Genomic DNA, 25,022 nt, shown 5'->3' with positions numbered 1-25,022 from the left:
GGTGAACATGAGCAGAGGACCGGTGACCGGAACGAAAACGATGGTGGTCAGCCCGCACTATCTGGCCTCGGCAGCGGGCGCGCAAGTTCTGGCTAAAGGCGGCAACGCCTATGATGCGGCCGTTGCAGTCAGCGCGGCGCTGGCTGTGGTCTACCCGCATATGACCGGGCTCGGCGGCGACGCCTTCTGGCTGGGGTACAGCGCGAGCGAAGGATGCGTGCGGGCCTACAACGGCAGCGGACGCTCGGGCTACGCCGTCCGCCGGGACTGCTATGCCGGGGAGGAGGCCATTCCCCGGCGGGGTGTGCGCAGCGCCATTACGGTACCCGGAATGGCGGATAGCTGGTCAGCCGTCCAGCGGGAGTATGGACGGCTGACCCTGGCCGAGGTGCTGGAGCCGGCTATCGGCTACAGTGCCGGGGGCTTTCCGCTGTCGCCGGATCAGCATGGCGGCAGCGTTCTGGCCGGAGCCGCGCTCTCGCCTGAAGCGGCGGCTGTGTATCTTCCCGGCGGCCGGATACCGGCGGCGGGAGAGCGGTTTGTGCAGCGGCAGCTGGCCGGGACGCTGCGGGCGCTTGCGGCGGGAGGCCGGGATGCTTTTTATAAAGGGAGCATTGCGGAAGAGATCAGTGATTACATGCAGGCTTCCGGCGGGTACCTGACCCGCGATGATTTCGCGGACCACCAGGGGAGCTGGGAGGAGCCGCTCCAGACTGAATACCATGGGCATACCGTCTATCAGGTTCCGCCGAACTCGCAGGGCTTCACAGCGCTGATGGCGCTTAATATCCTGGAGCATTATAACTTTGCGGAGATCAGGCACGGCTCCTATGAGTATTATCATCTGCTGGTGGAGGCGCTGAAGCTGAGCTTCCGTGACCGCGACCAGGTGCTCACCGATCCGTCCTTCAGCAGCATTCCGCTGGACCGTCTGCTGAGTAAGCCCTATGCGGCACAACTCGCTGCGGCGATTTCTCCCCGTAAGACGCTTGCTCTAAGCAGCGAACCGGTTGGAAGGGATACGGCTTATGCGGCGGTGGTGGATGAAGAGGGCAACGCGGTGTCATTCATCCAGAGTCTGTATTTCGAATTCGGGTCGGGGGTGGCGGCCGGGAATACGGGAATTCTGCTCCAGAACCGCGGGTCCTTCTTCTCGCTCGATCCTGCCCATGTCAATACGCTGGAGCCGCACAAGCGCACCTTCCACACGCTGATGCCGGCGATGGCCTGCCGGGACGGGAAGCCAGCTTATCTCTATGGCACACAGGGCGGTGAAGGACAGCCGCAGACGCAGACCCTGCTGCTCACGCGCATGCTTCACTACGGGATGGACCCGCAGACTGCGGTGAGTGAACCGCGCTTCGTCTGGGGCAGAACCTGGGGGGAGCCGACTCAGGAGCTGCGGATCGAGAACCGGGTGGCGGAAGCGGTGCGGACGGAGCTGGCGGAGGCGGGGCATCTGGTCCGTGAGGCACAGAGCTATGACGGGGTGATGGGGCACGCCCATGCGATCTCGATTGACGGTAACGGCTACCGCAGCGGGGGAACGGACCCTCGATCTGATGGAGCGGCTATCGGGTGGTAGAGGGATTGAATGGGTGATGGGACTAAGGAAATAAGGGAACTGGAAGACAGGAAGACAGGAAGACAGGAAGACAGGAAGACTAATAGAGCATCAGATTTCAGCTTGTGAAAATTACTTTAACTATTCGCTTTAACTAATCGCTTGCTAACTAAACATTTGCTGAATTTTTGCCGCGCCCCGATCAGGGTGCAAAGGGGAAGGCTTAATTGCAGTCTGTACAACTAATTCCTCGAATGTGCCTCCGAATCTCCGTTTGGCTGTATTTCGTACAATTAAAATGCCGCTGTACTTGGAGTTTCGCCCATTAGGGCAGATTTAGTTGCACAGAGTACATTTAGAAGAGCAAAACCTTTCATTTCACTGTATTTAGATGTACAGAATACAAATATCGCCGAATGCTCGGCTTAAACGAAGCTTCATCCCTTGCCTGCTCTGCTAGAAGAGAAGAAGGCAGAGTGATTAGGGAGGCAGGGTGTGATTAACCGGGGTTGTCCGGGAGGGAAAGGGTGGAGCAGCATGGTTCTTGATAATCGGCACGGTGCATTCCGGGTCCCGGAGCTGGAGATTCCCGGCAGCGGGCACGGGGCATTGCACGGTCTGACCTTCACGGTAAAAGATGTCTTCGCAGTGGCCGGGCACCGCTCATCCGCCGGTAACCCGGACTGGCTCCGCAGCCATGGACCTGCGGACTCCCATTCAGCTGCGGTACGCAGGCTGCTGGAAGCTGGAGCTACGCTGCGGGGGGCGGCCCATACGGATGAGCTGATGTACAGCCTGGGCGGAGAGAACTATCATTATGGTACGCCGGTGAATCCGCACGGGGAGAACCGGATTCCCGGCGGCTCGTCCAGCGGGTCGGCGGTGGCGGTGGCCTCGGGGAGTGTGGATTTTGCCCTCGGGACGGATACAGGCGGCTCTGTCCGGGTTCCAACCGCTTATTGCGGCGTCTTCGGCTTTCGTCCGACACACGGCGCGGTGTCACTGGAGGGTGTCATTCCGCTGGCCCCGGCTTTTGACACGGTGGGCTGGATCGCGGGAAGCACGGAGCTGCTACTGAAGACAGGGCGCGTTCTGCTTGGGGCTGCGGACAGCGGTGGTGGTGCTCAGGGCAGAGAGAGTGGGAAGAAGGCGGACGTTCTGCTCGAAACTGCGGACAGTGGCGGAGCTGCCTGTGGCGGGGAGAATAGGAAGAATGCGGGCGATCAGCTCGGGACTGCGGACAGCGGCGTAGGTGCCCAGAGCATGGAGAATAGTATGGAGCAGAGCGGAGGTGAGGCGGTTGACGAGTCTGCTGGTGATCTTCGAATGTCCCGGATGTTCATTCCCCCGGAAGGCTGGGCGCTTGTGGAGCAGGACTGTGCAGACTACCTGAGGCAGGGGCTGGACAAGCTTCAGGCGGGTGCTTCGCTACAGGCTGCCGAAGCCGTGGTTGCTCCTGATGGCTTGAAGACCTGGATGGACGCCTTCCGTGAGCTGCAGGGTGCCGAGATCTGGGCAACCCATGGGGAGTGGATCGGGCGGGAGCAGCCGGTCTTCGGGCCGGACATTGCCGCCCGGTTCGCTTGGGCGGCGGGGCTGGCCGGGGCGGATCACAGCCCGGCCGCTATGCTGCGCAGCCGGATCACTCAGCGGCTGCGGGTGCTGCTCGGGAAGGACGGCTGTCTCGTCCTTCCGACCGTGCCGGGTCCGGCCCCGCTGCGCGGCGCCGGACCCGGGCAGCTGGAGCGGAGCCGCAGCAGCGCCATGATGCTCAGCTGCCTGGCCGGACTGGCCGGGCTGCCGCAGGTTACGCTGCCGGTGCCCGGCCCCGGCGGACTGCCGCTGGGGTTGTCCGTCATCGGCGGGCACGGACAAGATCTGAGACTCCTGTCCTGGATACAGGAGGTATGGAAGTAGGAAGTCATAGCCCTGGTTCTCAGAACGAAGAGAACCAGGGCTATTTGCTGATTGCTCAGTGTATGCGGAAAACAGCATCCAATTGTAATCGGAAAACCGATTACATCGGGCGGCGCGATGGCTGACGGAGCGAATGTAATCGGAAAACCGATTACATCGGGCGGCACGATGGCTGACGGAGCGAATGTAATCGGAAAACCGATTACATTGGGTGGCGCGAGGGCTGACGGAGCGAATGTAATCGGAAAACCGATTACATCGGGCGGTGCGAGGACTGACGGGGCGAATGTAATCGGAAAACCGATTACATTGGGCGGTGCGAGGGCTGACGGGGCGAATGTAATCGGAAAACCGATTACATTGGGCGATGCGAGGACTGACGGGGCGAATGTAATCGGAAAACCGATTACATCGGGCGGCGCGAGGGCTGACGGGGCGAATGTAATCGGAAAACCGATTACATTGGGCGGTGCGAGGGCTGACGGTGCGAATGTAATCGGAAAACCGATTACATTGGGCGGTGCGAGGGCTGACGGGGCGATTGCAATGGGCCGGTGCGGGGGTGAGTTGACCGAATGTATGCGAAAAACAGCATACATTGGCCGGTGAGGAGATGAGTAGGCCGTATGCAGCTCCAAGGGACCGAATGAGGTTCGATGCTGCTGAATGTTACTTATGAGTGATATTATATAACGCAAACTAATCCGATTCTAACTTTTCTCTTTCCAACAGCGGTCATTTTATCTATAATGTTACATAAAGTAACAAATGACTCGAATAAACCTATTATGAAGGTAGAGAAGGAGGGGTGGCTATGCATCTTACGGTGGAAGAAGCGTTGTCCATTTATCCTTTATCCGAAGCGAAGCTGATTGCCGGGTCCAAGGGGAAGCACAGGATTGTGAAATCGATCAATGTCATGGATGCTCCCGATATCTCGGACTGGATCAAGGAAGGGGAAATGCTGCTGACCACAGCCTATCTGATCAAGGACAGCCCGGAGGATGCCTCGGCACTGCTGCAAATGCTGAACCGGCGAGGGTCAGCGGGGCTGGGCATTAAGCTGGGCCGGTTCTGGGAGGCTGTGCCGCCGCCCTTGATTGCGGAGGCGGAGCAGCTGAATTTTCCGCTGATCGAGCTGCCATTCCAGTTCACCTTCTCCGACCAGATGAACGGCTTGTTCCGCGCGGAGCTGTCGCGCAATGTGGGCACCCTGCAGAGCATGATGGAGAAGCAGCGGATGCTGATGCGTCTTGCCTTGCGTTCCGGGCGCAGCCGTCCGCTGCTGGACACCGTCTCCGAGATCATCGGTTATCCGCTGGCTGTAATCAGTAGCCGCGGAACGGTAGTATTCAATAACTCGGGGTACACCGAAAGTGAGCTGCTGGAAGGCTGGCCCTGGCAGCCCCGCAATCAGCGCTTCCGGCTCAGCGCGGGCACGGGCTACCGGATTCCGCTGCTACAGGCCGGGAAATGCCTGGGTTACCTACATTATTGCGATATTGATCCTTTGCTGCTGCCCGTGGAGGAAAGTCTGTTCGTCCAGGGGGCAGAGCTGATTTCTTATCATATGCATACCGGACTGGAGGATTATTTCGAGCAGGCCGGACACCGGGAGTTCAGCGGGCTGCTGCGGCGGTTCCTGAAGGACGGGCTGAAATACGCTGAGCTGGCGCAGGCAGCGCTCCGGCTGGAGATTACGCTGCTCCAGTCCCCGTTTCAACTTCTGCTGACCGATGTGGCTGCTGCGGGAGAAGCCCGGCAGGCAGAGCTGCTGCGGCTGAAGGAGGAGTATTCGGAGCATCCGGTGCTGAGTGGCCTGCAGGCGGTCCACTTCCTGGTGGAGGAGGGACTGGTGTCGCTGTATCCGGCCGGGCCGCATCAGCCGGAGGAGTTCCGGGCGCTGATTCAGGAATGCTTCGACAGCCTGAAGTTCGATAAAGGGTATTATCCGCAGGCGGCTGTCAGCAGCGTGAAGCTGAAGCCGGAGGGGCTGAAGGAAGCTTTTGCCGAGATTAAGGAATGTATGGGCATGGCCCGGCAATGGGGCGCACACGGAAATGTGGTGCATTACCGCCAGCTGGAGCTTGATCTGCTGCTGAGCAAGATTCCGGCGGAGACCATGGAGCGATACTATAACGGCAGCCTGCGGGGGCTACTTAGCCGGGAGCCTGAATATGTTAAGGAGATGCTCCACACGCTGGAGGTCTACCTGGAGAATGACGGCCATGTGAACGAGACGGCCAAGAAGCTGTTCATTCACCGTAATACGGCCACTTACCGGATTGAGAAGCTCAGTGAGCTGCTGGATGTCGATTTCAAAAAAATCAATGATCTCATGAAGCTGAAGCTGGTATTCCTGTTCCGCAGAATGCTGGAGCGCGAATAACAGCCGTCCCTCAGCAGATTGCCCAAAAAAAGGAGTGGAGAACAATGAAGGTGGCCGGAATCTTTTTGGCGGCAGGCCGCAGTAATGGAGCAGGGGCCTCTGAAGGTTCTCTGAACAGGGCGGGTGCGGGTTCAGCCGCTGCGGTGATGCTCAGCGAGCTGGAGACCTGCGGGCTTGTGCCGCTGGTTGTGGTGGTTCGCGCGGATGATCCTTTGGGCTGGCTGCCGCCGGCCGGGATGGCGGAGAATATGCGGCGGATTGAGACTTGCCTGACGGCCCATTTGGGTCTGTCCTTCTCCCTGCGCTGCGGCTTGAATGCTGTAGCTTCGCTTCAGCCGGATGCGGTGGTCATTGCGGCGGCAGATCAGCCGTTTGTGGCAGCGGCTCAGATCCGCCGGTTCATCCAAGCGTATGAGCAGCACCCGGAGCTTGATTATGTCACCAGTGCGCAAGAAGGATTGCTGATGCCGCCTACTCTGTTCTCAAGCACGCTGTTCGGCGGACTTCAAGAGCTGGACGATGAAGAGGGCGTAGCTGCCATTATGCGGACCAAGGAGTATAAGGGGCTCATCCTGCCGCAAGAGCCTGTTCAGGCGTTCGCAGAGACCGGGCTACCGGAGAGCTTCGGACAGTACCACAGGGAATGGAGCGTGCGGAGCGGGAATAGGCAGTGAATTAGCTATTTTTTAAAGATATGTAAGGTAATATATCATAATTTAAGTTTAATTTGAGATGACTTCGTGCATGAAGCACAAAAGCGGCCCCTCTTCTTATCCGCACACACAAAGCTATGTTATATAAATTTACGTAAGTGCTGCGCCTCAGTATAGTAGAGATACATTAATGGCTGTAGCCATTAGAAGAGATATCCTGGAGGAGGAGAATTATGAAACAAAGGGGTCAGGCATTCAAATTCAGCATCATCTCGATGTTCCTGCTGGCGGTGGTTCTGACGGGGTGCGCGAAGAATAATACGGCGTCTAATACGGGTGCGGCAGCAACGGCAGAGGCTTCGGCGGCAAGCACATCGGCAGGGAGCGAGGCCGCGGCAACCACAGAGCCGGCAGCGAAAAAGCCGACGGTTGCTTTTGTCTATATCGGGCCTCCGGGTGACGGCGGGTATACGTATCAGCATGATCAGGGCCGCCTGTATATGGAGAAGGAGCTTGGGATCAAGGCGGATTTCGTTGAGAATGTACCGGAAAGCGCCGATGCCGAGCGGATCATCACAGAGCTTGCGCAGAACCATGACATCGTGTTTACCACAAGCTTCGGCTATATGGATTTCACTTTGAATGTGGCTGGCAAATTCCCTAACGTGAAGTTCCTGCACGCCTCCGGCTACAAGACAGCAGAGAACATGGGCACGTACTTCGGCAAAAACTATCAGGCAAGCTATCTGTCGGGGATCGCGGCAGGCAAAATGACAAAGAAAAACCATCTCGGCTATGTGGGAGCCTTCCCGATCAGCGAGGTGATCTATAATCTGAACGCCTTCACGCTGGGCGCGCAGAGCGTCAACCCGGCGGTTAAGGTGGATGTGGTCTGGACGAATACCTGGTATGACCCTGCCACGGAACGTCAGGCGGCCATCAGCCTGCTCGACAAAGGTGCGGATGTTCTGCTGGCGTATCAGGATTCACCGGCTACCCTTCAGGCTGCGGCGGAACGGGGAGCTTTTGCCGGGGGAAATGACTCGGATATGAGCAAGTATGCACCGGACAACTATTTAACCAACCCTGTATGGAACTGGGGTCCTTATTATGTAAAAGCTGTACAGTCTGTGATGGACGGAACCTGGAAAAGCGAGCAGTATTCCGGCGATATGGCCGACGGCATGGTGGAGCTGGCGCCATTCGGTAACAAGGTTCCCGAGGATGTGAAGAAGCTGGTGGAGGACGCCAAGGCCAAGATTATCAGCGGCGAGCTGGAGGTCTTCACCGGACCGATCTCGGACAACAAGGGCAATGTAACTGTTAAGGACGGCCAGAAGCTGACCCTTGAAGAGGTGCTTGGCATGAACTGGCTGGTCAAGGGTGTCGAGGGCACGATTCCGCAGTAACAGCTGCTACAACACATCTTCATACAGCACAGCCTTACGGGTGGGGCGGGTTCCGGATACCGGAGCCTTCCCCACCTGTACTATAACTACCCTGAAAGGAGCGTAGTACTATGCAGGACCCTTCGGTTGAAATGCGCGGGATAGTGAAGACATTCGGTGCTGTAACGGCCAGCGATCAAGTTGATTTTTCGGCAAATGCGGGGGAGATTCACGCGCTGCTCGGGGAGAACGGGGCAGGGAAAAGCACAGTCATGAGTATGCTGTCAGGAGTGTACCGGGCGGACGCCGGGGAGATTCTCATTCATGGCAAACCGGCCAGAATCCGTTCCCCGAAGGATGCGGCACTGCTCGGTGTAGGCATGGTCTTTCAGAACTTCAGACTGGTGCAGAGCCTTACAGCAGCGGAGAATATCGTGCTTGGCGAAAAGTCGTCTTTCTGGCGCGGCAGCAGATGGATGAAGCGTAAGCATGAAGAGATAGAGGCGCTTGGAGAACGCTTTGGCTTGAAATTTCCCGTCGACCGGCCGATCTGGCAGCTGTCTGTCGGCGAGCAGCAGCGCGTTGAGATTGTCAAGACGCTGTACCGGGGGGCAGACATCATCATTCTGGATGAGCCAACCTCGGTGCTGACGCCGGGGGAGGCGAAGCAGCTGTTCGAGACGCTTCAGGTGATGAAGCAGGCGGGTAAGACGGTGATCATGACTACGCATAAAATGAAGGAGGTCATGGCCTCCTCGGACCGGATCTCCGTGATGCGCAAGGGTAAAATGATTGCTTCGCTGATGACGGGCGAGACGGATGAGCTGGAGCTGGCCCGGCTGATGGTGGGCCGGGAGGTTACGATCAGCCGGCAAGAGCGCGAGGCGACGGCCGGAGAGCCGCTGCTGATCGTCCGCGATCTGGAGGTGGCTGCGGATCATGGCCGCAAGGCGCTGGATGCCCTGTCGCTTACGGTTCATGAAGGCGAAATTGTGGGCGTGGCCGGTGTCGCGGGCAACGGGCAGAAGGAGCTGGCTGAGGTATTGACGGGGCTTAGAGCATGGAGGACGGGCGAGATCCGGTTCGACGGCAGTCCTGTAAGAACAGCTTCGGTAAGAGGAGCGATCGATTCGGGCATCTCGCATGTGCCGGAGAATCGGATGAAGAGCGGTCTGGCCGGACGGCTGGGGTCCGTTGACAACCTGCTGTTCAAGTCTTACCGCAGCGAAGAGCATTCCCGGTTCGGCTTCCTGAAGGCGGCGAGGAACCGCTCCTGGTCGCAGGAGCTGGTCCGCCGCTTCAATGTTAAGACGCCTGAGCTGGATACTCCCGTGCAGCAATTGTCCGGCGGGAACCAGCAGAAGCTGCTGTTCGCCCGTGAGGTCAGCCACCGTCCGAAGCTGATGGTGGCCGTGCATCCGACGCAAGGGCTGGATGTCGGTGCGGCGGCAGGGGTGCATGAGCTGCTGATGGAGCTGCGCAGCTCGGGCAGCGGGGTGCTGCTGATCTCCGAGGATCTGGATGAGCTGCTGCAGTTATCCGACCGTATTCTGGTGATCTATGACGGTTCGATTATAGGCGAGAGCGATCATGAGCAGGCGGACCGGGAACAAATCGGCCTGATGATGGCCGGCATCCGGAGCAGGGAGGGGAGTGCTGTATGAGCCCGAAGCCTGGAAGTGAATCTGCAATGCTTGCGCCCCTGGCGGGCCGCAGCGGGAGGTGGTACTCCCTCAGGCTGGAATATGATTCAAGCCGTACCCGTTCACCGTGGTGGACGCCTATCCTGTCCGTTGTTCTGGCGCTCTTGCTCTGTGCCGTATTCATCGCCGCTAATGGAATGAGCCCGCTGGTCGTCTATGAGAAAATGTTCCGGGGAGCCTTCGGCACCTCCTACGGCTTCACTGAAACCATGGTCAAGGCTATTCCGCTGCTGCTCTGCGGGCTAGGTATTGCTGTAGCTTACCGGATCTCTGTGTGGAATATCGGGGCAGAGGGTCAGTTGACAGTAGGCGCTATGGCGGCTACTGCGGTAACGATCTATTTCCCGGACCTGTCTTCCTTCTGGTCCATCACGCTGATGCTGGTTTTCGGTACAGCGGCCGGAGCTTTGTGGGGTCTGATGACGGCAGTGCCGCGAACCCATTTCGGTGTAAATGAGCTGATTACCTCATTGATGCTGAACTATGTGGCCCTGCTGGCTCTGGATTATGTGGTGTTCGGCCCCTGGAAGGACCCGAAGGGCTTCAACTTCCCGGGTTCGCCGATGTTCACCGCTGCACAGTCCCTGCCGGTGCTTGGCAGCACCCGGCTGCACATCGGGCTGGTCTTCGGCCTTGTGGCTGTGCTGATCTATTATCTGATGATCCGGTTCACCCGCTGGGGCTATGAGCTGCGTCTGATCGGCGCCAATCCCACAGCAGCCCGTTATGCAGGCATCCATATCAAGAAGCATATTATCATCGTTATGCTGATCAGCGGCGGTCTTGCCGGGATTGCCGGCATGGCTGAAGTGTCGGGGGTTACGCATAAGCTGATGCAGGGGATTTCACCGGGCTATGGCTATACGGCGATTATCGTAGCCTGGCTTGCCAAGCTGAATCCGCTGGGCCTGATTGTGACTTCGATTCTGTTCGGCGGCCTGATTGTGGGCGGCTATAGTGTTCAGACGATCGGACTGCCTTCGTCCATATCGGAAATGCTGCAGGGCGCGATCCTGTTCTTCCTGATTGCCGGCGACATGATTCACCGGTTCCGCATCCGCCGGAGCGCATAACAGCATTCTCGTACAGGAGGGAGTTCACTCATGGATTTCACTACACAGTTATTAATCGCCGCCATCTCCGCCGGAACACCGCTGCTGCTGGCTACGCTGGGAGGCATTTTGACCGAACGGGCCGGTATTATCCAGCTTGGCGCGGAGGGGCTGATGCTGATGGGGGCAGTGACGACTTGTATCGTCTACATCCGCAGCGGGAATCTGATTCTTGCGCTGCTCGCGGCGGTAGCCATTACCGCTCTTCTGGGTATGGTTCATTCGTTCTTATGTGTCACCCTGAGGGCGAATCAGACGATGTCGGGCCTGGCGATGACGCTGTTCGGCAGCGGACTTAGCGCCTATCTCGGCAAGTCCATCAGCGGGATTCCGCTTCCGGGCACTCTGCCCAAGCTGGATCTGGAGATACTGAAGCCGGTGCCGGTGCTCGGGGAGCTTTTTGGCAGGCTGGATATGCTGACCTGGTTCAGTCTTCTGCTCGTCCTTGTGCTGCATCTGCTGATTCACCATACCTCGTGGGGGCTGCATCTGCGGGCAGTCGGCGACAATCCGGCTACTGCGGACGTCATGGGCATTCGTGTGCAGCTGATCCGTTACTGTTATGTTACTGCCGGAGCGGCGCTGATTGGTCTGGCCGGTGCGGATATGGTGCTGGCCTATGCACCGACCTGGAATGAGGGGCTGACCGCCGGGCGGGGCTGGATCGCCGTGGGTCTGGTGATTTTCGCCAGATGGAATCCGCTGCGCGCTCTCTTCTGCGCCTACTTCTTCGGAGCGCTCGATTCGCTGGGCTTCCGTATTCAGTTGCTGGGGAGTGCGGTGCCGTCCTATTTTCTGAAAATGATTCCTTACGTCGTAACCATTCTCGTATTAATGTATCTGGGATACCGCAACCGCAACAAGCCCTCCGGTACGCCGGAATCGCTGGGAACGCCATATATCCGGGAACAGCGGTTCTAGGCCGGAAGGGCGCAGGCAGCAATATGCAAATTAGAGGGATGGAGGCTGGCCTATGACTATACCGGCGGACCGGTTGACTCTGGAGCAGATGAACTCGATGGCAAAAACAGACTTTGTGGAGCAGCTCGGCGGCATCTTCGAGCATTCCCCTTGGGTAGCAGAGGAGGTGTACAGCAGGCGTCCGTTCGATTCAGTGCAGGAGCTGCATGCTGCCATGCTGGAGATAGCGCGGCATTCGGAGCCGGACCGGGTGCTGGCACTGCTGAGGGCTCACCCGGATCTGGCGACAAGACTTGCAGTCAGTCCGCTCTCGGCGGCTGAGCAGCAGGGGGCCGGACTGGACCGGCTGACACCGGAGGAATTCGCGCAGCTTACCGGGTTGAACGCCGCCTATACAGCGAAATTCCGCTTTCCGTTCATCTTCGCTGTGCGGGGCAAAACGAAAGAAGACATCCTTAGCGCCATCAGTGCGCGTGTGGACCGTCCGCTTATGGAGGAGCAGGCGCAGGCGCTGCTGGAGATTGGTGCAATCACCCGTTTTCGGCTGGAGGATCTGCTGGGGGCGGAATAGAGGCAGGGCCCTGCATATTATAGGAGGAAGGTGACGCAAATGTCTGGTATGAACGGACGGCTGACAACTCATGTGCTGGATCTGTCACAGGGCAAGCCTGCTGCGGGCCTGTCGCTTCAGCTCTGGCGGCTGGATACCGGAGGGTCTGTGCTGCTGCGTGAGGCGGTTACAAATGAGGATGGCAGGCTGGACGCTCCGTTGCTGGCGGGAGAAGAAATACAGGCCGGAAGCTATGAGCTGCTGTTTATGGCCGGTGATTATTTCCGGGGCGTTCAGGCTGGTGCCGGAGAACCGGAGGCTGAGGAGGAGGAGGGAGCAGGCGCTGTAATCCCGTTCCTGGACCAGATTCCGATCCGCTTCAATATGCCGGACCCCTCCGCCCATTATCATGTACCGCTGCTGGTTGCACCTGGAGGATACAGCACTTATCGGGGGAGTTGAGACGGCAGTTAAGTGTACCGCTGCATCTAATCTTAAGCCAATAGACCGGAGGTGGGCCTATCATGAAGGAAGAAGATTATGAGCTTATCATCAGGAACGGACAGGTGGTCCTGCCCGAAGAAGTCCGCAGGCTTGAGATCGGAGTGAAGGATGGCAAAATCGCTGCACTGGGCGAAGTCTTACAGGCCTCGTCCGGGACCAGAATTCTGGATGCGGAAGGACAATATGTGCTGCCCGGCATGATCGACATGCATGTTCACTTCAATGAGCCTGCGTTCGGTCACTGGGAGGGCTTCCGCAGCGGGTCGGCTGCTCTTGCGGCCGGCGGCTGCACCTGTTATGCGGATATGCCGCTGAACGGGAATCCGCCGACAGTGAATCTGGAGGCGCTCCGGCTGAAGGCGGAGGCCGCAGCGGGGAACTCGGCGGTGGATTATGTGCTATGGTGCGGACTGGTGCCCGGGAATCTGGAAGAGCTGGAGGGACTGGCGGCAGCGGGCGTTACCGGGTTCAAGGCGTTCATCTCGAATCCCGGCGGTGAAGGCGAGGGCCGGTTCCGTGAGGTGGACGATGATACCCTGTATCAGGGGATGCACCGGATCGCCGCAACCGGCGGGATTCTCGCCCTGCATGCGGAGAGTGAAGCGATGACCTCGGCGCTGGGTGTGGCTACCCTCCGTGCGGGCCGCAGCGGTGCGCGTGATTTTGCCGCTTCGCGTCCGCCGGAAGCGGAGCTGGAGGCTGTAGCCAGGGCGCTGCTGTACAGTGAGCGGACCGGCTGCAAGCTGCATTTCGTCCATATCAGCACAGCGGCAGCCCTGGAGCTGATTCATGAGGCCAAGCTGCGCGGTCTGGATGTTACCGCAGAGACCTGTCCTCATTATCTCATCCTGGATGAAGACAGCATGGAGACTCTCGGGGCGCTGGCGAAATGCGCTCCGCCCCTGCGCAGCAGCAGTGAACGGGACCGGCTGTGGACGGCGCTGGCTGCGGGCCGGGTGGATCTGGTCGCCTCCGATCACTCCCCCTGTCCGCCTGAATTGAAGCTGGCGCCCGGGCTGTCCTTCATGGAAGCCTGGGGCGGAATATCGGGAGCGCAGAGCAGTCTGGAATTGATGTTCCATGAAGGTGTTCATGTACGAGGCCTGCCGGTTACGCAGATCTCGGCGCTGCTCTCCGGGCTTCCTGCCCGGCGGTTCGGGCTGGACGGGCGTAAGGGCTCCATCACGCCGGGGCTGGATGCCGATCTGGTGCTGCTTGATCCAGATGCAGCTTATACCCTGCGTGCAGAGGATCTGTTGTACCGCCACCGGCATAGCCCTTATGTCGGAATGACCTTATCCTGCAAGGTGACGGCAACGATCTGCCGGGGCAATATGGTCTATACTGCCGCGGAAGGCGTTATTGCCGACAGCGGAGGAGAATGGCTGCGGATCAGGCACAGCCAGCCGGGGCTATGAAGTCGCCGGTCCCGCAGGTCCCGGCCGGAGAGATGCTGAAGCTGCTGGACGAACTCGCAGCCTACAGCGCTCCGGGTCCTGGAGTTACCCGGCTGCTGTATACGCCGGAGTGGCAAGGGGTTCAGCAGTTTTTGCAGGAGAGAATGGCTGGACTCGGGCTTGAGGTCAGGATGGATCAGGTGGGGAATGTCTATGGCACACTGGCCGGTTCTCAGGTCAGCGACAAGGTCATCCTGACCGGCTCACATATCGACACGGTGGTGAACGGCGGACGGTATGACGGCGCTTATGGGGTAGCTGCTGCTGTAACTGCGCTGCACTATCTTCTGGAGACCTTCGGTCCGCCGCTGCGGACACTTGAGGTGGTATCCTTCTGTGAGGAAGAGGGCAGCCGCTTTCCGCTGACGTTCTGGGGCTCGGGGAATGTGACCGGGCTGTATAACGGGAAGGAATGTATAGACTGCGCAGATGCGGATGGAATCACGCTGGGGGCAGCGATGGCGGCCTGCGGCCTGGCAGGGGATGAAGGGTTGGCCGCTGAAGCTGCGGCGGGTCTGGAGGGAAGCTTCTGGCGCAATAATAGTCCTGTGCGCAGTGATATTGCCGCATATGTCGAGCTGCATATTGAACAGGGGATTATTCTGGAACGGATGTCCCGGAGAATCGGGGTCGTGCAGGCTATCGCCGGACAGCGGCGGTATCTTGTCAAGGTCGGCGGGACGGCCAATCATGCAGGGACTACGCCGATGGGGTTAAGACAGGATGCACTCGCCGGGAGTGCGGAGATGCTGCTGGCGCTGGAGCGGTCCGCCCTGGCGGCGGGTGATCCGCTGGTAGCCACAACGGGTCGGCTCGAGGTCTATCCGGGTACATCCAATGTGATTCCCGGCGAAGTGCAGTTTACGCTGGATATCCGGCATAGCGAAGCCGGGGTGCTGGAGCGCTTCTGCGGAGCAGTCCTGGCGGAGTTCGCAGAGCTTGGGCACAGGCGCGGCCTGACGCTTGAGGTACAGCCGCTGTTGGAGACAGCCCCGGCACACATGGACCAAGAACTGCGCGCGGCTCTTGAAGAGATCTGTCTCCGGCAGGAGAAGCCTTACCTGAGCATGGTCAGCGGTGCGGGACATGACGCCCAGCTGTTCGCCCCGCGCTGCCCGGCTGCGATGATCTTCGTGCCGAGCCGGGGCGGGATCAGCCATTCGCCCTGGGAGTATACCTCCCCGGAGGATCTCACTGCTGGACTGGAAGTGCTGACGGCCATATTATATAGATTAGCTTATGAATAAGAGGCGCTGTTCACTGCAGCGACGACCAAGCTTCGGGTTGTAATTCTAATTGTGTTATAAATAGCGGGATCTGATCACTTGAAAGCCTGGAGGGGGAGAGAATCATGAAGCGGTACGAAGATTTGTCACCGTCCTTGCGGTGCATTATGACCCCCGGCCCCGTGGAGGTTGATCCGCGTGTGCTGCGGGCGATGTCTTATCCGGTGCTGGGACAATTCGATCCTGAATTCACAGAGATCATGAATGAGACGATGGAGATGCTGCGTGAGCTGTTCGCCACCAGGAATCAGTGGGCGTATCCGGTAGACGGGACTTCGCGTTCCGGGATTGAGGCGGTGATGGTCAGCCTGATTGCGCCGGGGGACCGGGTGCTGGTTCCGGTCTTTGGCCGTTTCGGTCATTTGCTCCATGAGATTGCTGAACGCTGCGGGGCTGAGGTACTCACGATAGAACAGACTTGGGGCCGTGTCTTTCCGCCGGAGGAGATAATTGAGGCTATACGGCGCTTCAAGCCGGATGTGGTGGCGATGGTTCACGGTGAGACCTCTACAGGCCGTGTGCAGCCGCTGGACGGGATCGGGCGGGCCTGCCGGGAGCAGGATGCGCTGCTGATTGTGGACGCGGTGGCGACGATCGGCGGGGTGCCGGTAGAGACAGATGCCTGGATGCTGGATGCCGTGGTCGGCGGAACGCAGAAATGCCTGTCCATCCCCTCGGGCATGGCCCCGGTGACGTATAATGACCGGGCCGAGGCCAAGCTGCTGAAGCGCAAGCAGGTAGAGCGTGGACTTAGAACTGACGCCGCTGCTGTCAGCGAGCTGCCCGTAGTGCGCAGTAATTACCTCGACCTTAGTATGCTTCAGGATTACTGGAGTCCTCGGCGGCTCAATCACCATACGGAGATGACCTCCATGCTATACGCTCTGCGTGAAGGTCTGCGGCTGGTCCTGGAGGAAGGGCTGGAAGCGCGGCATGCCCGGCACAGGTTCCATGAGCAAGCCCTTACTGCCGGACTATCAGCTATGGGGCTGGAGCTGTACGGAGAGGCGGAGAGCAAGCTGACGGTAGTCACCTGTGTGCTCATTCCGGCGGGGATAGACGGGGAAGCCGTCCGTTCCATGCTGCTGCACCGTTTCGGTATTGAGATCGCCAGCTCCTTCGGACCGTTACAAGGCCAGATCTGGCGGATCGGTACCATGGGCTTCAGCTGCCGGGAGAATAATGTGTTGCGTCTGCTTGGCGCGCTGGAGGCCGTGCTTATCCGCCACGGGTACGCGGTACCTGCCGGGCAGGGCGTTCAGGCGGCACTTGACGTATATGATTCAAAAGTAAGATAATCATACAATGCGATTTGTTTAAGTGACGGCTTGCGCCCCGGAAGGGGTGTCAGGGCCGTTTTTTCTAAAAAGATAAGAGTAAATAACAAAATTATATAAATTGAACTTAAGTATTTAAGTTAAGGGGAAAGTGGCGGAGGGGAATTTTGGAACTGGAGGAGCGGTAGCGACCGCCTTTGTCTGCGGATTTCAACCGTTAAAAACGGGATAAATCAAGAAATCTGCAGAAGGGCAGCGGCCGGAAGTCCAAAACTTCTCTGGAGTCACGACTCATCCCAAAACATCAAAGTCATTAGTTCAATTTATATAACAACCGGAAGGGAGTGCACATGATGACTTATACACGACAACCATTGGCCGACTGCGTGCCTGAGCTGGTAGCTACAGCCCGCGGAGATCAGAAGGCTACACTGGTCATTACAGGCGGCAAGCTAGTCAATGTCTGCTCCGGTGAGATTCTGGACGGCATGTCCGTCGCTGTACAGGGCGGGCGCATTGCATACGTCGGCAAGGACGTCTCCCATACGATTGGGGAGAGAACGCAGGTTATTGATGCGGCGGGCAGATACATTGCTCCCGGCTTGATTGACGGACACTGCCATATCGAGAGCACTCAATTGACGGTGACTGAATTCGCCCGCGCAGTGCTGCCGCTGGGAACGACCGGAGGTTTCTTCGACGCCCATGAGATAGCCAATGTATTCGGGCTTAAGGGGATTAAGCTGATGCTGGACGAGATGCGGGGAACGCCGCTGGCTGCCTATATGCAGGTGGCTTCCTGTGTCCCTTCTGCGGGCGCAGAATTTGAGACAACCGGCGCGTCTATCGGACCGGAGGAAGTAGCGGAAGCCTACACCTGGGGCGAGGATGTGATCGCGCTCGGTGAAGTCATGAACTTCCCGGGTGTTGTGTACGGTGATGAGAAGATGATCGGAGAGATCCAGGCCACGCTGCGTGCGGGACGGTATGTTGACGGGCATTTCACCTGGCCGGCGAGTGACTGGAGACTTCCGGTCTATGCCGCAGCAGGGGTGACTGGGGATCATGAGTGTGTGACCGCGGAAGATGTGATCGAACGCGTGCGTCTGGGGATGTATGCCAAAATGCGCCGCGGCTCTGCCTGGCATGATGTCGCCAAAACCATCACGGCGCATACCGAGCACGGGCTGGACCCGCGCCGGATGATGCTGGTGACGGATGACCGCAGCTCCGAATCGCTGCGCGATGAGGGGCATATGGATTTTGTTGTGCGCCATGCGATCTCCCAGGGGGTGAAGCCGGTCACGGCTTTTCAGATGGCAACGATCAACACCGCTGAGCGCTTCGGCGTATCCCGCGATATCGGCTCTATCACGCCGGGCTCCTGCGCGGATATCATTCTGCTGGACGGTAATCTGGCCGATGTTCATGTGGTCATGACGATTGCAGCTGGCGTTGTTGTGGCGGAGAACGGCAGCATGACGGCTGAGCTGAGCCCTTACACCTACCCGGATGAAGTGCTGGCCTCTGTGCATTTGCAGCAGCCTCCGGTTCCCGCAGACTTCGTGATTCACGCGCCCATTGCGGAAGGTGTTCTGGCCACGCGGGTCATCCAGGTCATTGAGAATCATGTGGAGACCGGCGAGCTGATCATGAGTCTGCCAGTGGCTGGATCGGAGCTGGTTGTGCAAGACGGCCTGTGCAAAATCGCTGTTCTGGAGCGGCACAAGGGAACGGGCAACAAATCCGTAGGGGTTGTGCAGGGCATCGGCTTCCGCGAGCCTGCGGCTATAGCGATGACTGTAGCTCATGACAGCCATAATGTGCTGGTCATCGGCAATGATGATGGACTGATGGCGCAGGCGGCGGCTGCCGTGGCGGATGCTCAAGGCGGGGTTGCGGTGATTACCGCTGCCGGGACCACCTTGTTCCCGCTGGCGATTGCCGGACTAATGTCCGCAGAGCCGTTTGAGATTGCCGCCGCACAATCCGCTGCCATCAGCAAAGCACTATATGATGCGGGCTGTACGCTGAACTATGCTTTTATGACCCTGTCTCTGCTGGCCCTGGCGGTTATTCCCGCACTGCGGATCTCTGATAAAGGCCTGGTGCGGATCTCCCCCGAAGAGGGAATTCAGCTGGTACCATTGTTCGTCAGCTAAGGCAGCGGGACATCCTGCCGGGGAAGATATACTAGTATTCTAATCTTGAGCCATTCAGTCTTTCACAGACTGGGTGGCTTTTTGTTTGTTGTTTAGGAAATTAGAGTTCCTGTCTATTGTGGATGAGCTGTGCAACAATGCTATCCATACAATCGGTCGGTGAGAGAAAACGCTTAGAATTGGCAAGAGATAGGCGGAGCACCGCCAGGAAAGGAAGAGACAACATTGGATTCCACGTATAGTTCACCTAAACTCGCCGGAGGTGGGCGAACGTAGATGGAGAGCAGCAGTGCACTTGTATTAGGGTTTGATACTTCCACTCTTAAACAGCGGAGCGTGCTCCTAAGCGTCGCCGTAATTCATACTCCATATCCTGCACCGCTTTGTCCTTCGTCTGTGGGCATAAAATAGACAATAATTAACCGATTTTTAGTAGCGTGAAACAGAAAATTTTAAGTTTTTAATGAAAAGCATTAACAATAGGGGCGGAAAAGACGATAATACTTTTAAATTAGTTAAAATTATTGTCGAATCAGCAAAATTCAGCATATACAGATAGTCCAAACATGAGGAACGGGGTGCATGAGAATGATGAGATTAGAAACACAGGACATCTTGAATATCACCAGGAAGCAAATTGCCGGTATTTTTAAAATGGAGCCGGTTGAACTGAAATTTGTCAATGATTATCAGGGTGAGCAATACCTGCTGACCAACGATAAGCTGCATCTCAGCAACCAGCATTATTGGGCAAAGGTCATGGATTGTGTGTTCGAGAACCATGTCAGACCTGTTCTGATGTGTGAGGTGCTCTACTTCCTGCGCAATGAGTTTCTGGAAAGTGACATTAAGCTAATGTTCTCCTATGATTTTGCGGAGGGCTCGGAGGGGGAAGCAGCGGCTTCGGCAGAGATCAGCTTCAAGGATTCGCCGGATCTGCAGCCTGATGAGATTGCCGAATTGATTGATTTTGCGCTGACTTTGCAGGATAAGCAGTGGTTCGAGGAACTGACTGCCAAATATAAACAGCTCACGGTTCAGTAATCGTACTATTTAAAATAAAACGCCCGGCTCACAGGATGATGGCATCCCTGAGACCGGGCGTTTGTGTTGTCTTCATTCGGCGGAAGACAGCCAGCCCTGGGCGGAGCAGTCTACCCGTTCTGCGAGGAAGCTGATCCATTCTTTCGTGTCGTTCAGACAAGGGGCCACCTCCAGCATCTCAGCGTTCCCGCCGCCCATGGCGAAGAGCTCCCGGCCTTCTACGGCCAACTCATGCAGCGTTTCGAGGCAGTCCGTGACAAGTCCGGGTGAGAAAATCAGCGGCCTCCGGATTCCGCGTCCGTGAAGCTCCTTCAGCGTATCCGCAGTCGACGGACCGACCCAGGTCTCCGGCCCGAAACGGGACTGGAAGGAGAGCTGCCACCGTTCCGGGGTCCAGCCCATCGCTTCTGCGAGCAGACGGCCTGTCTCCTGGCACTGCTGCGGATAGGGATCTCCGGTCTCGGCATATCGGCGGGGAATGCCATGGAAGGACAGGACATAATAATCCGGCTCTTCACTCATTGCGCGGATCTGCCGCCGCAATAAGGATTGCATCGCTGCAATGTAGCCGGGGGCATCATGGTAGGCTTCTACGAACCGCAGCGCCGGAACGAAGCGTTTGGATACCTGCCCGTAGCGGCTATGCCGTCCCAGAGCGGCGAAGCTTGCAGCTTCATAGACGGAAGCTGTTGTTGTTGAGGAATACTGGGGAAATAACGGAAGAACGATGATACGGGTCACTCCCGAAGCTTCCAGCTTGTGAAAGGCTTCGGCCATACCGGGTGTGCTGTAAGCAAGCCCCAGCTCGACTTGATAGCTGCTGCCCAGCAGTGTCTGGAGCGCAGCCTGCTGTGCTCTGGAGTGGACGAGCAGAGGCGAGCCTTCTTCCATCCAGATCTCCTGATAGAGCTTCGCGGACCGGCGCGGACGGGTGCGCAGAATAATGCCGCGCAGCAGCGGCTGCCAGAGCAGCGGATGATAATCAATAATTCTGCGGTCAGACAAAAATCGCTTGAGATAGGGGCGGACCGCCTTGGCGCTCGGGGCGTCAGGGGTTCCGATCTGAGCAAGAATAACGCCTATACACGACTGATTCATCAGCAGCTGTTACTCCCTTCCATGAACATGACATCGTTTTAAAATATCATATTCAAGCCCAATCGCACAATATAATATATCTCACGGTTATCATATGAAGGAGGATATGGGAGATTATGAGAGGTGGAAGAAGTATATATTTTGTGTTCTTGCAAAAAAGTGATGTTTCTTATAGGGTATGTGATTTTCTACACAGAGAAAAGAGTTTCAATTTTGTTACCATCAAGCCAGAAATATTCACCAGCAGCTTGAAGTCCACTTATGTGAATTAATTCACTTCAATATGTGAATTGTTTCACCTTTTGAAAGATTGTATATATAGATGAATCTTTTCTTACACGGGCTGGGCCGAGCAGGAATGAAGGAAGGAGTGGGAGACGTTCAGGAAGAGTTGGCTGCTCTTCGTAATCACAAGGAAATGAATGGACCAAAACGGTTTGAAAACGCTACATACTACTGGGGAATAATAAAGGAGAATACGCATTTGAAAAAATTAATTTCTTTGACTGTAAGCGCAGCCTTGCTGCTCGCGCCATTTGCCTACACGATTAACGCACCTGCCTTGAACCTGAAGGTGGATGCGGTTTCAGCAGCCTCGGAAGAAGCGCCGGCAGCGACTGCTAAACCAGCTCCGAAGGCAACAGCCAAACCGGCAGCCACTCCGAAGGCAACAGCCAAACCGGCGGCAACCCCGAAGGCAACAGCCAAACCGGCAGCAACCCCGAAGGCAACAGCCAAACCGGCGGCAACCCCGAAAGCAACAGCCAAACCGGCGGCCACTCCTAAGGCGACAGCTGCACCGGCGGCTTCCGCCAAGGCTTCTGCGAAGCCAGCGGCAACTGCAAAGCCTGTAGCAACAGCAGCACCAGTTACTGTGCACAAGGATGTATATCAGGATGGAGTATATGTAGCCTATGGCGATGCGTATTCCAAAGGTACAGAGGGTGCAAAGGTAACGATTAAGGACGGCAAGATCGCCGATATCGAGCTGCTCAGAACCAGCCCGAAGATCATCGACCGCAATGCCCGTGAGAATTACAGCGGCGTGTGGGCAGCCTACGGCCTGATGAAAGACAGATTGATGGGCAAAACCAGAGACGGCGCGGCTGCGGTTGACGCTGTATCCGGTGCAACCCGTACCAGCAACGGCTGGAAACTGTCTGTTGACAGAGCTTTTGAGCGATCGCTTGCGCACCAAGCGGCTGATGCCACTTATTTTGACGGAGTCCACATGGGCGTAGACCCTGAGGCCAAATATGCAGTGTTTGCTACCTATGAAGCAAACAAGCTGACTGCGGTGAAATTGTATCCGCTGAGCGCTACCGGAGATTTCGTGGATGAGAAGACATATACGGCTGAACAGACCGCAGCGATTGCAGCAATCACTCCTGCACTGCTCGCCAAAGGTGCTGGAGCGCAGCCGGTAGCCGGCTTCGAGGCCGAGAGCAAAGCCGCAGTGAACGCCTTCTGGGATGCCGAACAGAATGCCAGCATCAACAACAAGGCTGCTTATGTTGACGGATTCTACTCTTCCTACGGTACAGCAAGAAGTGTAGGCGTAGAGAGAGCGGATGTTGTGATCCGTAACGGCAAGCTGGTGGATGTGAAGCTGTTCAGACTTGGCAGCAACCTGATCGACAGAGGGGCAACCGCCTATGCCGAGGTTGTGAAGGCTAATGCTCCGATGACAGCCAAATTGCTGGCTAACGGCTCTTATATCGCTAACTATAATGAGAAGGTAGATGGAATCTCCGGAGCCACCGAGAGCAGCCATGGCTGGAATCAGGCGGTAGAGCGGGCCTTCGAGAAAGCCTTGAAGACTCCGGGTGAAGGTCAAAGCTTCGATGGTAAATTTGCCGGTGTGGATAATCAGTCCAAGGTTATGCTGCTGGTTGATATCGATGCGGATCAGGTAACGGGCATCAAGCTGAGCCTGTTCGGCGCAGACGGCAAGCTGATTGCAGATGACAAGCGTACCGAAGAACAGAAATCACTGGTCGACAAGCTGACCGCAGGACTGCTCGCAAGCGGCGTGCAGGCTCCTGATATCGCCGGACAGGAAGCCCTGTCGGCTGCTGCGAAGGCAGCGCTGGCTGATGCTTTGACCAATGCTTCCAAAGTACAAGGCACTTATAAAGACGGCACCTTCACCGCTTATGGTGATGCTTATGACAAAGGCACCAACAAAGCAGACGTTACACTGCGTAACGGCAAGATCGTTAATGTGGCTCTGTCCCGTGTAGGCATGAACATGGTGGATCTGGGCAAAGCCGCTTATGCCGAGGTGCAAAAAGCAATTCCGGTGCTGACCGCAAGCTTCCTGGCCGCAGGCACAAGAGAAGGCGCTCAGGATGTGGATGCGGTATCCGGCGCTACGAGCAGCAGCAATGCGCTGAAGGCAGCCGTTGACAGAGCTTATGGTAAAGCGGAAATTACGGAAACGGATAAGGCCGCGTACTTCGACGGGATTTTCATCGGTGCAAGTGTGGATAAGACTGTAAATGTTATGGTTACTACTAAGTATAATGTTCCAGTAACTATGGCTGTGTACTACCTGGATGATAAAGGTAAAGTAAGATATAATCTGACGGATGATGAGCTGCTGGTGAAATACGAGATCGAGAATACCTCGAACGGCAAAGGACTGCATAAGTACGGGTACCGTGCAGCAGCCTTTGGAGCGAATGATGCCCAGAAAGCCATCTCCGCCAAAGCGGTAGAAGCGATCAAAGCTGCGCTCGAATCCGCCGGCAAATAACTGAATCCATTCACTAAGGGTTGTCTTTGGCCATACAAATGGCCGGGACAGCCCTTTTTTCAGGTGCGGACATAAATAGAAATGCCGATCGTATAGTAATTTAAAGGGATTTGGGAAGGGAGTGTCAAACCTCTAATATACACACTAATATACCCAGCAGGCCCAGGCCTGTAAGTCATAGGAGGCTTCACAATGACATTAATCAAACAGCTAGCCCCGCAGGATGAATTCACCGGTTTCTATCTGCTTAGAGAACTGGTGCTGAAACAGACGAACGGGACTCCTCCCAAGGATTACTTCGATATTGTACTAGGTGATGCCAGCGGCCAGATTTCGGCCAAATACTGGGACGTCAGCGTGACGGATAAGGAGACTTTTTTCCCGATGGCGCTGGTGAAGGTCCGGGGGATGGCTCATACGTACCGCGAGAAGCTCCAGGTCAAAATCACCAAGCTCAGACTGGTCAATGAATCCGACGGGGTATCGCTGACCGACTTCATCCGCTCGGCCCCGGTGCGTCCTGTGGACCTGGTCCATACGATTAAGAACGAGATGGCGAGTATTGCCGATCCGGAGATTGCAGCGATTGTGAACTTCTGTGTAGGGAAGGTTGAGGAGAAGCTGATGCATTATCCGGCGGCCAAGACCCATCATCATGCCTATTTCGCCGGGCTTGCTTATCACATGGTCCGTATGCTGGAGATTGGGGATTTCCTGTGTAAGCAGCGTCCGTTCCTGAATCCTGATCTGATGAGAGCGGGCATTATCCTCCATGATATCGCCAAGCCGGAAGAGATGATCTCGCAGTATGGCATTGTGTCGGACTACAGTGTGAAGGGCAAGCTGATCGGGCATATCTCCATGGCCTCCAGCTGGATTACCGAAGCGGCAATCCGCACCGGCATTGATCTGGAATCCGAGAAAATCCTAGCGCTTCAGCATCTCGTCTTATCCCATCATAATCTGGGTGAGTGGGGAAGCCCGGTCCAGCCCCAGACGGCTGAAGCGGTTGCCCTGCATCATATCGATGCGATGGATGCCAAGCTGCAAATGGTGGAGGACGCCCTTGATACCACTCCGGAGACGGAGGAATGGACGCCGTTCATTAGAGGACTGGAGAATAAGGCCGTCTACCGGCTGAAGATATAACGATTGAGACCCTTGTTTCTCTGAAAATAGATCAGGACGCAGAACGTATGCGAAAAACCGAACACATTTGGCGCTGCGATGGGAAATAAA

Annotated in this window: 19 protein-coding genes; 18 read left to right on the top strand and 1 reads right to left on the bottom strand. The window is 56.9% G+C overall.

The annotated features are described in order from the left end of the window. Window positions 1-7 precede the first annotated feature (7 nt). The 16 genes from ggt (at window position 8) to MKY96_RS21750 (ending at window position 19,927) form a co-directional block, all read left to right on the top strand. Window positions 8-1,585: a gamma-glutamyltransferase gene (gene ggt, locus MKY96_RS21825; RefSeq protein WP_340943232.1), complete on the top strand. Its 1,578-nt coding sequence runs from the start codon at window positions 8-10 to the stop codon at window positions 1,583-1,585. A 516-nt stretch (window positions 1,586-2,101) separates the two neighbouring features. Beyond that, the gene (locus MKY96_RS21820) at window positions 2,102-3,481 is read left to right on the top strand and encodes an amidase family protein (protein WP_340943231.1); all 1,380 of its coding nucleotides are present in this window, start codon (window positions 2,102-2,104) and stop codon (window positions 3,479-3,481) included. Window positions 3,482-3,532: 51 nt separating this feature from the next. Further along, the gene (locus MKY96_RS21815; RefSeq protein ID WP_340943230.1) at window positions 3,533-4,090 is read left to right on the top strand and encodes a hypothetical protein; all 558 of its coding nucleotides are present in this window, start codon (window positions 3,533-3,535) and stop codon (window positions 4,088-4,090) included. 205 nt (window positions 4,091-4,295) lie between these two features. Then, a complete protein-coding gene (locus MKY96_RS21810) occupies window positions 4,296-5,870 on the top strand; it encodes a PucR family transcriptional regulator (protein WP_340943229.1) in 1,575 nt (524 codons plus the stop codon). A 44-nt stretch (window positions 5,871-5,914) separates the two neighbouring features. Next, the gene (locus MKY96_RS21805) at window positions 5,915-6,544 is read left to right on the top strand and encodes an NTP transferase domain-containing protein (protein WP_340943227.1); all 630 of its coding nucleotides are present in this window, start codon (window positions 5,915-5,917) and stop codon (window positions 6,542-6,544) included. 212 nt (window positions 6,545-6,756) lie between these two features. Beyond that, a complete protein-coding gene (locus tag MKY96_RS21800; protein ID WP_340943225.1) occupies window positions 6,757-7,932 on the top strand; it encodes a BMP family ABC transporter substrate-binding protein in 1,176 nt (391 codons plus the stop codon). 110 nt (window positions 7,933-8,042) lie between these two features. Beyond that, window positions 8,043-9,575, top strand: coding sequence for an ABC transporter ATP-binding protein (locus MKY96_RS21795; RefSeq protein WP_340943224.1), 1,533 nt, complete (start codon window positions 8,043-8,045; stop codon window positions 9,573-9,575). A 26-nt stretch (window positions 9,576-9,601) separates the two neighbouring features. Then, window positions 9,602-10,687, top strand: a complete 1,086-nt coding sequence (locus MKY96_RS21790; protein WP_445671495.1) for an ABC transporter permease — start codon at window positions 9,602-9,604, stop codon at window positions 10,685-10,687. A 30-nt stretch (window positions 10,688-10,717) separates the two neighbouring features. Further along, entirely contained in the window at window positions 10,718-11,647 is a 930-nt protein-coding gene (locus MKY96_RS21785) for an ABC transporter permease (RefSeq protein ID WP_340943221.1), read from the top strand. A 52-nt stretch (window positions 11,648-11,699) separates the two neighbouring features. After that, window positions 11,700-12,218 carry a 2-oxo-4-hydroxy-4-carboxy-5-ureidoimidazoline decarboxylase gene (uraD, locus tag MKY96_RS21780; protein WP_340943220.1) on the top strand — a complete coding sequence of 173 codons (519 nt, stop codon included), beginning with the start codon at window positions 11,700-11,702 and terminating at the stop codon, window positions 12,216-12,218. Window positions 12,219-12,266: 48 nt separating this feature from the next. Beyond that, window positions 12,267-12,659: a hydroxyisourate hydrolase gene (uraH, locus tag MKY96_RS21775; protein ID WP_340944701.1), complete on the top strand. Its 393-nt coding sequence runs from the start codon at window positions 12,267-12,269 to the stop codon at window positions 12,657-12,659. Window positions 12,660-12,721: 62 nt separating this feature from the next. Then, window positions 12,722-14,119, top strand: a complete 1,398-nt coding sequence (allB, locus tag MKY96_RS21770; protein WP_340943219.1) for an allantoinase AllB — start codon at window positions 12,722-12,724, stop codon at window positions 14,117-14,119. Beyond that, a complete protein-coding gene (locus MKY96_RS21765; RefSeq protein ID WP_340943217.1) occupies window positions 14,083-15,405 on the top strand; it encodes a Zn-dependent hydrolase in 1,323 nt (440 codons plus the stop codon). Before allB ends, MKY96_RS21765 begins: the two co-directional genes overlap by 37 nt. Before the next feature lie 104 nt (window positions 15,406-15,509). Further along, window positions 15,510-16,742 (top strand): pyridoxal-phosphate-dependent aminotransferase family protein, encoded by a 1,233-nt coding sequence (locus MKY96_RS21760; protein ID WP_340943216.1) that lies wholly within the window; start codon window positions 15,510-15,512, stop codon window positions 16,740-16,742. Window positions 16,743-17,074: 332 nt separating this feature from the next. Next, window positions 17,075-18,883, top strand: coding sequence for an adenine deaminase (locus MKY96_RS21755; RefSeq protein WP_340943215.1), 1,809 nt, complete (start codon window positions 17,075-17,077; stop codon window positions 18,881-18,883). Window positions 18,884-19,471: 588 nt separating this feature from the next. Next, a complete protein-coding gene (locus MKY96_RS21750) occupies window positions 19,472-19,927 on the top strand; it encodes an IDEAL domain-containing protein (protein WP_076076971.1) in 456 nt (151 codons plus the stop codon). A 72-nt stretch (window positions 19,928-19,999) separates the two neighbouring features. On the opposite strand, the gene hemH is transcribed toward MKY96_RS21750, so the two are convergent. Further along, window positions 20,000-21,025, bottom strand: coding sequence for a ferrochelatase (hemH, locus tag MKY96_RS21745; protein WP_340943213.1), 1,026 nt, complete (start codon window positions 21,023-21,025; stop codon window positions 20,000-20,002). A 484-nt stretch (window positions 21,026-21,509) separates the two neighbouring features. On the opposite strand from hemH, the gene MKY96_RS21740 reads away from it, so the two are divergent. Together MKY96_RS21740 and MKY96_RS21735 are read left to right on the top strand one after the other, a co-directional pair. After that, the gene (locus MKY96_RS21740; protein WP_340943212.1) at window positions 21,510-23,783 is read left to right on the top strand and encodes an FMN-binding protein; all 2,274 of its coding nucleotides are present in this window, start codon (window positions 21,510-21,512) and stop codon (window positions 23,781-23,783) included. Window positions 23,784-23,975: 192 nt separating this feature from the next. Continuing rightward, entirely contained in the window at window positions 23,976-24,932 is a 957-nt protein-coding gene (locus MKY96_RS21735; protein ID WP_340943211.1) for a 3'-5' exoribonuclease YhaM family protein, read from the top strand. The last annotated feature ends 90 nt before the right edge of the window (window positions 24,933-25,022 follow it).

The organism is Paenibacillus sp. FSL R7-0302, assembly GCF_038006885.1.
Classification (GTDB): domain Bacteria; phylum Bacillota; class Bacilli; order Paenibacillales; family Paenibacillaceae; genus Paenibacillus_AQ.
The sequence above is the reverse complement of the archived record's forward strand: the minus strand, read 5'-3'. Positions and strand labels throughout refer to the sequence as shown.

Coding starts and splice junctions, on each gene's coding strand:
- ggt (WP_340943232.1), top strand. CDS start 8: ATGAGCAGAGGACCGGTGACCGGAACGAAAACGATGGTGGTCAGCCCG.
- MKY96_RS21820 (WP_340943231.1), top strand. CDS start 2,102: ATGGTTCTTGATAATCGGCACGGTGCATTCCGGGTCCCGGAGCTGGAG.
- MKY96_RS21810 (WP_340943229.1), top strand. CDS start 4,296: ATGCATCTTACGGTGGAAGAAGCGTTGTCCATTTATCCTTTATCCGAA.
- MKY96_RS21805 (WP_340943227.1), top strand. CDS start 5,915: ATGAAGGTGGCCGGAATCTTTTTGGCGGCAGGCCGCAGTAATGGAGCA.
- MKY96_RS21800 (WP_340943225.1), top strand. CDS start 6,757: ATGAAACAAAGGGGTCAGGCATTCAAATTCAGCATCATCTCGATGTTC.
- MKY96_RS21795 (WP_340943224.1), top strand. CDS start 8,043: ATGCAGGACCCTTCGGTTGAAATGCGCGGGATAGTGAAGACATTCGGT.
- MKY96_RS21790 (WP_445671495.1), top strand. CDS start 9,602: ATGCTTGCGCCCCTGGCGGGCCGCAGCGGGAGGTGGTACTCCCTCAGG.
- MKY96_RS21785 (WP_340943221.1), top strand. CDS start 10,718: ATGGATTTCACTACACAGTTATTAATCGCCGCCATCTCCGCCGGAACA.
- uraD (WP_340943220.1), top strand. CDS start 11,700: ATGACTATACCGGCGGACCGGTTGACTCTGGAGCAGATGAACTCGATG.
- uraH (WP_340944701.1), top strand. CDS start 12,267: ATGAACGGACGGCTGACAACTCATGTGCTGGATCTGTCACAGGGCAAG.
- allB (WP_340943219.1), top strand. CDS start 12,722: ATGAAGGAAGAAGATTATGAGCTTATCATCAGGAACGGACAGGTGGTC.
- MKY96_RS21765 (WP_340943217.1), top strand. CDS start 14,083: ATGGCTGCGGATCAGGCACAGCCAGCCGGGGCTATGAAGTCGCCGGTC.
- MKY96_RS21760 (WP_340943216.1), top strand. CDS start 15,510: ATGAAGCGGTACGAAGATTTGTCACCGTCCTTGCGGTGCATTATGACC.
- MKY96_RS21755 (WP_340943215.1), top strand. CDS start 17,075: ATGACTTATACACGACAACCATTGGCCGACTGCGTGCCTGAGCTGGTA.
- MKY96_RS21750 (WP_076076971.1), top strand. CDS start 19,472: ATGATGAGATTAGAAACACAGGACATCTTGAATATCACCAGGAAGCAA.
- hemH (WP_340943213.1), bottom strand. CDS start 21,025: ATGAATCAGTCGTGTATAGGCGTTATTCTTGCTCAGATCGGAACCCCT.
- MKY96_RS21735 (WP_340943211.1), top strand. CDS start 23,976: ATGACATTAATCAAACAGCTAGCCCCGCAGGATGAATTCACCGGTTTC.